Genomic DNA, 9,986 nt, shown 5'->3' on the forward strand with positions numbered 1-9,986 from the left:
ATCGGGGCGGATTCGGCGTTGGTTCGACGGGTTGTGATGGGGCCGGTGGCGCGGACGGGCACGCGGCTGCTGCGTCGATTGTAGGGACGGCCATGGCCGCGTGCCGCGCCGGAATCCGTAGTCGCGTGCATCGCGCGGCGGCGGGGAACGCGGGGCGCTACGAAGCGCGACGCGGCGCGATGGAATGCCACGAAGCGTGGTGTGCGGCGGCGTGCGGCCAAAAGCGACCGCCGCCCGGAGGCGGCGGTCGGGTCGCGACTGGCTGGCGGGCAGGGCGGCGTGCGGAGGCCGCATCCGACGAGCAGGCCGCGAAGCGCTGCGGACGTGTGCAGCGCGGTGGGGAGGTGCGTTGCCGGCGCGCCGCGAGCGGGCGGCGCGCGGGCGAATCGTCAAGCGTAGTCGGCGGCCATCACGGCTTGCGGTGCGGCGCGCAGGATCGGCGCCGCTTCGTGGCGCTCGACGTGCGTCATTGCCGCACCGAACAGCACGAGGCGATAACCGACCGCGTAGATCGGGATGATCCGCAGGTTCTTGTCGTGATCGAGCTGCAGCTTCGAACGGATCCGCGAGATATGGGTGTCGAGGGTGCGCGACGACACGGCGAGTTCACGGCCCCATACGGCTTCCTGGATTGCCTGCCGCGGCACGACCTTGTTCATGTTGTCGAGCAGGAATTCGACGACGTCGAATTCGCGCGGCGTAACGTCGATGACTTGGTTGTCGATTTCGATCGTGCGGCGCACGAAGTTGATTTTTATGTTGTCGATGTACAGGTATTTGCAATCCATGGTGGCCCTCGCATGCCAATTAAGGAGTGTTTGCGGGTCATGTCCTGCAACTTCCGGGCCAGCGGAGGGATGGTCAGGCATCGGCGGACGACGATGCCGGGGCATGCAGTGCGGAGGCTTTGAATTTAAAAGAATTTTTAACGCGGGGCGCGGCGCGGATACGGAAGGGGGCGGAGCAATAGTGAAGGAATGTTACGTAGCATCGAGGGGCGACGTTACGGGCGTTACGTTCGACGTAACGTGCGGGGGAGGCGGGATTCGGGGCGGGCGGCACATGGTTTTTGCCGGACAGCGAACCCGACATCGAACCCTACCGGGTTTGATGAACGATCTATATCAATCAATTGATTAGGGATTAGGGCAATTTCTTGCCGACATGGAACCCTGCATCGGACACGCTTCGACAAAGAACGCCGGCCGAGCGACGTTTCCATCCCCCGGCCGGCATTCCGCCCCATCAAGCCTTCGCGCTATCCGCCGAATCGAACGGCAGCACGTAATGCCGCTTGCCCGTCGCTGCGAAGATCGCGTTCGCGACCGCCGGCCCGATCGGCGCGACGCCCGGCTCGCCGACCCCGGTCGGCGCCTCGGCCGACGGCACGACATGCACCTCGACCTTCGGCATTTCGGCCATCCGCAGCACGTGGTAGCCGTCGAAGTTGCGCTGTTCGACCTGGCCGTCCTTCAGCGTGATCGCGCTGTGCAGCACCGCGCCGAGCCCGAAGCCGATGCCGCCTTCCATCTGCGCGGCAACGATGTCGGGGTTGATCGCGATCCCGCAATCCACCGCGCACACCACGCGCTCGACCTTCACCTTGCCGTCCGCGTCGACCGACACCTCGGCCACCTGCGCGACATAGCTCTTGAACGCCTCGGCGACCGCGATCCCGCGCCCGCGGCCTTTCGGCAGCGGCTTGGCCGGATCCCAGCCGGCCTTCTGCGCGGCCAGTTCCAGCACCGCACGCATGCGCGGCTCCTTCGCGAGCAGGTCGCGGCGGAACGCATACGGATCCTTGCCGGCGGTGTGCGCGGCTTCGTCGATGAACGCCTCGACCGCGTACGCGGTGTGCGAGCTGCCGACCACGCGCCACCACAGCACGGGCACGCCCGTCTTCGCGGTGGTGAGCTCGACCGACACGTTCGGCACCGCGTACGGCAGGTTCGCCGCGCCCTCGACCGACGTCGCGTCGATGCCGTTCTTGACCATGAACGCCTCGAACGGCGTGCCGGCGAGGATCGACTGGCCGACGATCCGGTGGCGCCAGCCGACCAGCCGGCCGTCCGCGGTCAGGCCAGCGTCGAGCTTGTGGAAGTACATCGGCCGGTAGTAGCCGCCCTGGATGTCGTCCTCGCGCGTCCACTGCAGCTTGACGGGCTTGCCGTCCGCGCCGAGCGCCTTCGCGATCGACACGGCCTCGACCACATAGTCCGACCACGCGTTCGCGCGCCGGCCGAAGCTGCCGCCCGCGTACAGCGTGTGGATCCGCACCTGCTCCGGCTTCAGGCCCGCGACCTTGGCCGCGTTGGCCTGGTCGACCGTCTGGAACTGGTCGCCGGCCCAGATCTCGCAACTGCCGGCCGTCAGCTTGACGACCGCGTCGAGCGGCTCCATCGGCGCGTGCGCGAGATACGGGAATTCGTACGTCGCGCTGATCTTGCGCGCCGCGCCCGCGATCGCCGCGTCGGCATCGCCGTCCTTGCGCGCCGACGTGCCCGGCTGGCCGGCGAGCTGCCGGTATTCGCGCATGATCTCGGCCGAGCCGCGCTTCTCGGCGTTCGATTCGTCCCATTCGACCTTCAGCGCGTCGCGGCCCTGTTTCGCGGCCCAGAAGCCGTTCGCGACGACCGCGACGCCACCCGGCACCTGCACGACCGACACGACGCCCGGCACGGCTTTCGCGGCCGTCGCGTCGAACGATTTCACGGTCGCGCCGAAGCGCGGCGGGCGCTGCAGCAGCGCGACGCGCATGCCGGGGAACGTCGTGTCGAGCGTGAAATGCGCGGTGCCGTTCGATTTTGCCGATGCGTCGACGCGCGGAATCCGCTGACCGATCAGCTTGAAATCGGCCGGCTGCTTAAGCGTGACCTTGTCCGGCACGGGCAGCTTCGATGCGTCGGCGACGAGCGTGCCGTAGGCGGCCGTCTTGCCGCTCTTCGCGTGCGTGACGACGCCACCCGCCGTCGTCAGCTCGCCGGCCGGCACCTTCCAGCGGGCCGCGGCGGCCGACACGAGCATCGCGCGGGCCTTGCCGCCCGCTTCGCGCAACTGCTGCCACGAGTTCGCCATCGCCGAGCTGCCGCCCGTGCCCTGCATCGTGCCGAACGCGAGGTTCGCATAGCGCTTCGCATCGGCCGGCGCGCTTTCGACGCGCACGCTCGACCAGTCGGCGTCGAGCTCCTCGGCGACGATCGTCGCGATGCCCGTATAGGCGCCTTGGCCCATTTCGAGGTGCTTCGCGATGACCGTGACGGCGCCGTCGGGCGTGATGCGCAGGAACGCGTTCGGCGCGAAATCGGCGGCGGGCGCGGTCGCGGCGAGCGCGCGGCGGCCGAGGCCGGTCCATTCGAAGCCGATGGTCAGGCTGACGGCGGCCGCGGCGCCCGCGGCCTTCAGGAAGGTGCGGCGCGACGGACGCACCGAATCGCGGTTGTCGAGTTCGATCGTCATGGTCAGGCTCCGAGCGTCGCGGCCGCGTCGTGGATCGCGGCCCGGATGCGGGCGTAGGTCGCACAGCGGCACAGGTTGCCGTTCATCGCGGCGTCGATGTCCGCGTCGGTCGGCTTCGGGTTTTGTTCGAGCAGTGCGGTGGCCGACATGATCTGGCCGGACTGGCAATAGCCGCATTGCGGAACCTGCAGCTTGACCCACGCGGCCTGCACGGCCTGCGCGGGCTTGCTTTGCAGGCCTTCGATCGTCGTGACGTGCTTGCCCGCGATGCCGGCGAGGGGCAGCACGCACGAGCGGACGGCCTGGCCTTCGAGATGCACCGTGCACGCGCCGCACTGCGCCATGCCGCAGCCGAACTTCGTGCCGGTCAGTCCCGCGTGTTCGCGAATCGCCCAGAGGACGGGCATCGACGGATCGGCATCGAGCGTGACGTTCTTGCCGTTCAGGACAAACGAGGTAGGCATGTTGTATGTCTCCGTGGGGAAAAACCGGCATGCGGCCGGTTACAGGGCCTGCTCACGCTCATAGCGGGCTTGCGCTGGCCTCACGAATGATTTTTGCCGAACAGGGGAACGTGCGTTGCCGGCCGTATTGCGGCGTCGATCGTCGCTTGTTTGGCTCGGCCAAACGGCGCTCCTCACTCCTTGCACTACGGCCGGCAACGCACGTTCGCAAGCCCGCTATGAGCGTGAGCAGGCCCTGAGTGTGCGCGAGCAGCCGGTTTTTGCGTCTACCCAATCCTGCAAATTTATTGAACAATCCTGCAAATCCCGGGCGCGGTGCGGGCCGTTTCGCTATGCTCCCGCGACATGGGGAAATCAATCGAGGATTCGTCATGGACATGACCGATATCGCGGCGTCGCGTGAATCCGGGCGGCGCGAGCTGGCGTCGCTGATCGGCCGCTTCGCGCCGGCGGACGGCTCGCATTCGACCGCTGTGCCGGGCCTGATGCTGCATCGGCACACGCGTCCGGTCGATCTCGGCTGCGGCGTGTCGCGTGCCGCGCTCGTGATCGCCGCGCAGGGCGCGAAGCGCGTGATCGTGGCCGGCCAGGCCTATGAATACGACACGCAGAATTGCCTGATTACGTCGATCGACTTGCCGATCCTGTCGCGCGTGACGCGCGCGTCGCCGGACGCGCCGTACCTGTGCCTGTCGCTGACGCTCGATCCGCAGCGCATCGTCGAGCTCGCGGCCGAGATGCGGCTGCCCGAGCCCGACGCGGGCCCCGAAGGCGAGGGGATCGCGCTCGCCGAGCTGACGCCGCCGCTGCTCGACGCCGCGCTGCGGCTGTTGCGGCTGCTCGATACGCCGGCCGACGTTCCGGTCGTCGCGCCGCTGATCGAAAAGGAACTGCTGTACCGGCTGATGACGAGCGGGCAGGGTACGCGGCTGCGGCATATGGCGATCGCGGGCAGCCAGACGCACCGGATCGCGCGCGCGATCGAATGGATCCGCGATCACTACGCGGAGCCGATGCGCGTCGAGTCGCTCGCGCAGGCGGTCAACATGAGCGTGTCGTCGCTGCACCACCATTTCAAGCACGTGACGACGCTGAGTCCGCTGCAATACCAGAAGCAGTTGCGGCTGCACGAGGCGCGCCGGCTGTTGCTGCGGCAGGGCGGCGACGTCGGGTCGGTGGCTGCCGTGGTCGGCTACGAGAGCGCGTCGCAGTTCAGCCGCGAATACAGCCGGCTGTTCGGCGCGCCGCCGATGCGCGACGTCGTGCACCTGCGGAAAAAGGAACTGCTCGGCTGATGCGGCGGCGGCTGGCGCAAACGCGCGGTCGGCGCGCAGCGCTCGATGATCGGCTTGACGATCCGGTTCGTGCCGACCGGTACCGTCGACTGGGTGACAACGACCGCGAAGCAGGCCAGATTCGACGCGATGTCGAGCGCGGCTGCTTCGAAGTACTACAGGTCCGCATGATCGGTGTCCGGCTGCGTTGGCGTTCCGGCCACGTTGAAGTAGCGCGGCGCGACCCTGCCATTCATGGCTTGCTCCTTCGTCGAGCATCTCCAGGAACCCCACGTCGATTTGCTCGACGGCGGCGCGCACATGTTCCATCCCGCTGCACCGGTATCGCTTCGGCAAGCGCCGGTCCGCATGTGCTGATATCGACGAAGCGCCTGTCGCGGCGCTAGGCGCTCCGGTTTCGCTGGCAACCCCGTTGATGCTTGAACGACGCGAGCGCCGATCGATCGGTGGTGATCTTCATCGCCTTTTCCCCGACACGCTGATTGACGAGCGGCCGCCGTCCGTGATCCGTGTGCCGTGGCGTGCTGCTCGGTGAGAACCGGAAATCAGGCAATCGGCATGCCATGGACGGCGCAATCCCGCTGTGCGCGGCGAGGGTGAGAAATTGCCGCGCGATATGCGCGTTGTGTTTCACGCATGAACCGTGGGGACAGGAAAATGACCCGGGCGATGGCCGGATCGATGCGATTCGATTCAATGAAATGTTCGGTAAATCAGGCGCTTACGGGATTGATGATGCGAAAAAAGGCGTTGAATCGTTTTGTTTCAACGATGAGAAGGGCGCGGATAAATGCTTGAAAACGGCTCTGCAACTTATTGCCCACCTGGCAGTTCAAGGTGCGAAGGGCGGATCGAATGAACGTGAAAGGCCGTTGCGACGGCCGCGGTCGGAATTCCGCGTTCCAATTCGGTTTGGTTGTTACACCGGTAATCGTCGAGATCGCAACATCGTTGTCGTGTGATCGTGTCGGTATTTTCACGGATGAATCAAATCCGTTTCGTCTGTCAAGACGAATGCGTGGCTCCGGCGCATCGGAGGCGGCCGCGCGGGCCGGTGGAACAGGGCGCCGCACGCCTCGATTCCCGTTCGGCAGGGGCCTTGGAGGCCCGCCGCACGTGCCGCGACGCCCGATTCGCAGGCGGAAAAGCGGATGTAGCGGGCCATGCGTGGCGATGCGCTTCTCAGGTTTGAAACACTCGTTCGCCTGGCCGTCCGGCGAGGGCCGGCGTGCCGGTTTCGTCCGTCAAATCGAGGTATTGCTTCGCGACGCGCAACGATCGCCGCGTGTGCCTGACCGTTGTTGCGATACATTCCTGAAACCAAAAATGACGTTCCCGGCGATTCGAGCCGGCGCGGCGGCCGTTCAGCGCGCGCAATGAGCGGCGGAATAACGCGTGGCACGCTGCTTGCGCTACTAGACGCACCGGCGAGCGGTCGACACGATGCAACAACGATGTGGGGGCGGCCAACTCGTCAATAAGCCAGTCGGGGAAACGGCGATGAAGACTATAAGCAGTGGCTTGATCGGCGCGTTCTTTGCGCACCATAGGGGTAGTCGGAAAGTTCGGGGTGTCGCTTGCGACGCGGTGCCAGCGTCGCGGGGCGCACCTCGCCGATTGCCCGCCCTCCGCGCGCTGCGCGTGCTGGAGCGGTTGTCGCTCCGCGCGGCAACCGGGCGACAGCGGTACTCACCTTCATTCAGTTCACCCGGATGGATCAGCCTGTTCGTGCCGGACAGCGTGATACCGATTCGTCTTCAACCGTGCAAGGCAGTTTCGATCGCGCCGGGCCAATACCGGCGCCGGCCGGATTAGATCAAACGCCTGTTGGCCGGATTATCCGGGAACCTTTCGTCGCTCCCCCAGGGAGCAGACATGTCATCTGGCTGCAATGCAGGCCATTTTCCGCTCGACTAAAGAGCGCATTTTGAGCGGCTCTGCATTTTGCGGTGGTAAATATATTCGCTCATTTTCGATTCCGGAAACGGGTGCCAGTGCCGGCATTTGTTTTCGGCGGGGTATCGAAAATCGCGGGCCGGAAAAGTGTGTGCGTAATTCCGGTTGATCAAATTAGAGTGTTTTCGCTAAATATCCAATGTTAATAAAAATAGTGGAAAACACGCGTTAATAAATTTTGGATAACTTAAAAACAAAAACTAGACTTCGTTTGTCCAAAAAATCAAAAAGACATGAATTTCAAAGAAAACAGGAATCTCGTAATTTGATAGTAATCCTTATTTTTTGAGGATTGCTCAAGTCAGGAAGGTTGATGGCGTGCGATCTTCCGGGCTCATTTCGTCCACGCCGTTTTGGAGTCGACCATGAAGAAGCTTCTCATTGCAGCAGCAGTTCTGGCGGTCTCGGGTGCAGCGTTCGCAGGTAGCGGCACGGTGTCGAGCAGCAGCTCGACGAGTGGTGGTTCGACGATGGCCGGTGTTGCCGGGTTCGGCCACTTCATCGCCATCGATTCCGGCTCGGCGCTCGGCGCAGCCGGTGCAGTTGCCGGCGGCCCGAGCAGCTCTTCGATGTCGTACACCAACCACGAGCAATCGTCGTCGGTCAGCGGCTTTGGCTTCGGCGGTGCACAGGCTGGTGGCACGAGCGGCGCCAATGCCGGCTCGATCGGCTGGACGCTTCACCACTAAGCCGCGGCGCGTAGCGTTCGTCATTGGCTGGCGGTACGGATGCCGGGTTTCGCTCTACGCGGGCAGGCCCGGCTCCGCCACCGCCGAACTTCCTCACAGCAAAGGATTGCTATGAAAGCCAACGTCATTTTAGCGACAGCGCTCACCGTCATCTCGTCGGCTGCATTGGCAGCCGGTTCGTCCACGACCAACCAGACGCAATCCGTTGCGGCGGGTGTTTCCGGTTCGGTACTGGTCGGCTCCGGCAGCTATACCAGCAATTCGACTTCGACGGCGGGCGCGAATGCAGGAAGTACCGTGACACCCGCTGGTTCCATCGGCACGGCATCCGCCTTTCACAACTCGACTTCGACGGCCAGCGGTTCGGGCATGAACGGGGGGGCGTTCGCGGCAGGCGGCGGTATCGGTGCCGCAGGCTCGTTCGGCGGAAACGGCAGCACGAACGAGAACGCGAATGCGCTGTCGGGAGGGGTGACCGCCACGATCGTACTCGGCGCGAACCACTACACCGCAACGGGTGCGAACGACCAGGGCATTGCCAACGCGGGTGCCGCCGGGCTCACGGGCAGTGGCGGGTCAGGCGCGATCACGGGTTCGAATCACTACAACTCGTCGACCGTATGGAGTACCGGTCCGGCCGGCTCGCCGTCCGCATCGGGCGGAAGCCTGGGCAGTTCCAGCGCGACCGGAAGCAGTCATTAGTCAGGTGTGGGAGGGGCCAGTTTCCCAGCGACGCTGGTCTCTTTTCCCGCATTGTTGCCCCGTAAGGAGTTGGCATGAAGCAGAAACTGATTGCCGCCGCTCTGATGCTCGCGTCTCTGACGGCGTATGGCGCTGACCGTGCTGCCGATGGTGTGCAATCGAATATGCAGACGTCAAACAACCCTGACCAGACAATCAAACCGTCAGAACGACAAGCGCTTTCGTCGGGCAGTGCCATCGGCGGACCGGACACCCGGCAGTGGCAGGGTATGTCGGCCGGCTCGTGGTCCCAGCTGGGCAGCGGCTGGAAGCAGTTCGGGGAAGCAGCAAAAACTGAAGTCATTCAGGGGAAGTAGCACGGTTGCCTGGGTGGGAGGTCAAACCTCGTCCGGAGAGTGAAATGAACAGCAACAGGATCAAGGTGGCATGCGCGGCGATGTTCGCGATGACCACGATCGGCGCCCAGGCGCAAACAGCCGACTCGACTTCGAGCGCGCAGTCCTCGACGTCGTCGACGGCGATCGGCCAGGGCGGCGGCTCGAGCATCAGCACGAACACCAATACCACGAGCTCGCGCGGCGGCAATGCCGCCAGTAGCAGCGGGGTTCGCGGCAGCGGCAATTCGAGCGTGAATGTGAACGTGACGATGCCGTCCGGCACGAGCGGCGGCTCGAACGTGACGCCGCAGAGCGTGAGCTCGCTCCAGGCGCCCGGCTCGCCCGGCACCAACCCGTACAACACCCAGGCGTCGGAAAACGTCAATTATTCGGGTACGCAGACGATCAAGACGAACCCGTCCATCCAGGCGCCCGGCCTCACGACCACGCTGTCCGACACCTGCATGGGGTCGGTGAGCGTCGGCGTGTCGTTCCCGGGGTTCGGCGCGACGGGCGGCACGACGCTGGTCGACCAGGCCTGCGTCCGTCGTCTCGATGCGCGTGAATTCCGCGCGATGGGCCTGACCGACGTGGCGCTCGCGCTACTCTGCCAGAGCGACGCGAACCGGCGCGCGGTGGAAGCGACCGGGCACCTGTGCCCGGGCACGACCGCGCCGCTCGCGCGTTCGAATGTCGCGCCCAGTGCCGAAGCGACCGTCGCCGACGACGTGAAGTATCACGATCCGATCGTGCGCAACCGCATGGGCCTGCCACCGATCGACGCAGCCGCGCCGGCGCAGACACGCCCGGTGGCGACGACCGCGGTGCGGGCCGCGCCCATCCCCGTCCCGGTGCCCGTGCCGGCGATCGCGCCGGTTGCTGCTGCACCGGCAGTCGCGGCGCCGGTGGTTGCTGCACCGGCAGTTGCCGAAGCCGCGCCGGCAGTCGCAGCCGCTGCGCCGGGAGCCATCGTACCTGCGGTTGCGGCTGCGCCGGCTGTCGCAGCCGCACCCGCAGCCGCGGTCGTGCCGGCAGCCGCGATGGCAG

General features: G+C 65.4%; 11 protein-coding genes and 1 pseudogene. 7 read left to right on the top strand and 5 right to left on the bottom strand.

Going from position 1 to position 9,986, the window contains the following annotated elements:
• Positions 1 to 389 precede the first annotated feature (389 nt).
• From OEJ37_RS34055 to OEJ37_RS34065, 3 genes are all read right to left on the bottom strand, one after another.
• Positions 390 to 788 carry a winged helix-turn-helix domain-containing protein gene (locus tag OEJ37_RS34055; RefSeq protein WP_263349390.1) on the bottom strand — a complete coding sequence of 133 codons (399 nt, stop codon included), beginning with the start codon at positions 786 to 788 and terminating at the stop codon, positions 390 to 392.
• A gap of 457 nt (positions 789 to 1,245) precedes the next feature.
• Positions 1,246 to 3,456 carry a xanthine dehydrogenase family protein molybdopterin-binding subunit gene (locus OEJ37_RS34060; protein WP_263349391.1) on the bottom strand — a complete coding sequence of 737 codons (2,211 nt, stop codon included), beginning with the start codon at positions 3,454 to 3,456 and terminating at the stop codon, positions 1,246 to 1,248.
• A gap of 2 nt (positions 3,457 to 3,458) precedes the next feature.
• Entirely contained in the window at positions 3,459 to 3,920 is a 462-nt protein-coding gene (locus tag OEJ37_RS34065; RefSeq protein ID WP_006480868.1) for a (2Fe-2S)-binding protein, read from the bottom strand.
• Between the two features lie 371 nt (positions 3,921 to 4,291).
• On the opposite strand from OEJ37_RS34065, the gene OEJ37_RS34070 reads away from it, so the two are divergent.
• The 3 genes from OEJ37_RS34070 to OEJ37_RS34080 all read left to right on the top strand — a co-directional run bounded on the left by OEJ37_RS34070 (position 4,292) and on the right by OEJ37_RS34080 (position 6,177).
• The gene (locus OEJ37_RS34070) at positions 4,292 to 5,215 is read left to right on the top strand and encodes an AraC family transcriptional regulator (protein WP_175918336.1); all 924 of its coding nucleotides are present in this window, start codon (positions 4,292 to 4,294) and stop codon (positions 5,213 to 5,215) included.
• Positions 5,216 to 5,260: 45 nt separating this feature from the next.
• Positions 5,261 to 5,386: a hypothetical protein gene (locus OEJ37_RS34980; RefSeq protein ID WP_317891547.1), complete on the top strand. Its 126-nt coding sequence runs from the start codon at positions 5,261 to 5,263 to the stop codon at positions 5,384 to 5,386.
• Between the two features lie 392 nt (positions 5,387 to 5,778).
• Positions 5,779 to 6,177 carry a hypothetical protein gene (locus tag OEJ37_RS34080; RefSeq protein WP_263349392.1) on the top strand — a complete coding sequence of 133 codons (399 nt, stop codon included), beginning with the start codon at positions 5,779 to 5,781 and terminating at the stop codon, positions 6,175 to 6,177.
• 220 nt (positions 6,178 to 6,397) lie between these two features.
• Here OEJ37_RS34080 and OEJ37_RS34085 read toward each other — a convergent pair whose 3' ends face one another.
• Entirely contained in the window at positions 6,398 to 6,763 is a 366-nt protein-coding gene (locus OEJ37_RS34085) for a hypothetical protein (protein ID WP_175947748.1), read from the bottom strand.
• 773 nt (positions 6,764 to 7,536) lie between these two features.
• Here OEJ37_RS34085 and OEJ37_RS34090 point away from each other — a divergent pair.
• The 3 genes from OEJ37_RS34090 (at position 7,537) to OEJ37_RS34100 (ending at position 8,918) form a co-directional block, all read left to right on the top strand.
• The gene (locus OEJ37_RS34090) at positions 7,537 to 7,860 is read left to right on the top strand and encodes a hypothetical protein (protein WP_263349393.1); all 324 of its coding nucleotides are present in this window, start codon (positions 7,537 to 7,539) and stop codon (positions 7,858 to 7,860) included.
• 111 nt (positions 7,861 to 7,971) lie between these two features.
• On the top strand, positions 7,972 to 8,562 hold the full coding sequence (locus tag OEJ37_RS34095) for a hypothetical protein (RefSeq protein WP_175918328.1): 591 nt from the start codon (positions 7,972 to 7,974) through the stop codon (positions 8,560 to 8,562).
• A gap of 74 nt (positions 8,563 to 8,636) precedes the next feature.
• The gene (locus OEJ37_RS34100) at positions 8,637 to 8,918 is read left to right on the top strand and encodes a hypothetical protein (RefSeq protein WP_263349396.1); all 282 of its coding nucleotides are present in this window, start codon (positions 8,637 to 8,639) and stop codon (positions 8,916 to 8,918) included.
• On the opposite strand, the gene OEJ37_RS34105 is transcribed toward OEJ37_RS34100, so the two are convergent.
• Entirely contained in the window at positions 8,902 to 9,222 is a 321-nt protein-coding gene (locus OEJ37_RS34105) for a hypothetical protein (RefSeq protein WP_244130694.1), read from the bottom strand. The genes OEJ37_RS34100 and OEJ37_RS34105 overlap by 17 nt on opposite strands.
• Here OEJ37_RS34105 and OEJ37_RS34110 point away from each other — a divergent pair.
• Positions 9,209 to 9,986: pseudogene (locus OEJ37_RS34110) on the top strand (chemotaxis protein CheA); the annotation flags it as partial. The gene OEJ37_RS34105 and the pseudogene OEJ37_RS34110 sit on opposite strands and share 14 nt — an antisense overlap.

Origin of the sequence: Burkholderia sp. BKH01, from assembly GCF_025685725.1 — a bacterium.
In the GTDB taxonomy this organism is placed as follows: Bacteria; Pseudomonadota; Gammaproteobacteria; order Burkholderiales; family Burkholderiaceae; genus Burkholderia; species Burkholderia pyrrocinia_C.

What these genes read in the sequence shown, in the direction of transcription:
- OEJ37_RS34055 (WP_263349390.1), bottom strand. Translation starts at nt 788, where the DNA reads ATGGATTGCAAATACCTGTACATCGACAACATAAAAATCAACTTCGTG.
- OEJ37_RS34980 (WP_317891547.1), top strand. Translation starts at nt 5,261, where the DNA reads ATGATCGGCTTGACGATCCGGTTCGTGCCGACCGGTACCGTCGACTGG.
- OEJ37_RS34085 (WP_175947748.1), bottom strand. Translation starts at nt 6,763, where the DNA reads ATGGTGCGCAAAGAACGCGCCGATCAAGCCACTGCTTATAGTCTTCAT.
- OEJ37_RS34090 (WP_263349393.1), top strand. Translation starts at nt 7,537, where the DNA reads ATGAAGAAGCTTCTCATTGCAGCAGCAGTTCTGGCGGTCTCGGGTGCA.
- OEJ37_RS34100 (WP_263349396.1), top strand. Translation starts at nt 8,637, where the DNA reads ATGAAGCAGAAACTGATTGCCGCCGCTCTGATGCTCGCGTCTCTGACG.
- OEJ37_RS34060 (WP_263349391.1), bottom strand. Translation starts at nt 3,456, where the DNA reads ATGACGATCGAACTCGACAACCGCGATTCGGTGCGTCCGTCGCGCCGC.
- OEJ37_RS34080 (WP_263349392.1), top strand. Translation starts at nt 5,779, where the DNA reads ATGGACGGCGCAATCCCGCTGTGCGCGGCGAGGGTGAGAAATTGCCGC.
- OEJ37_RS34070 (WP_175918336.1), top strand. Translation starts at nt 4,292, where the DNA reads ATGGACATGACCGATATCGCGGCGTCGCGTGAATCCGGGCGGCGCGAG.
- OEJ37_RS34065 (WP_006480868.1), bottom strand. Translation starts at nt 3,920, where the DNA reads ATGCCTACCTCGTTTGTCCTGAACGGCAAGAACGTCACGCTCGATGCC.
- OEJ37_RS34095 (WP_175918328.1), top strand. Translation starts at nt 7,972, where the DNA reads ATGAAAGCCAACGTCATTTTAGCGACAGCGCTCACCGTCATCTCGTCG.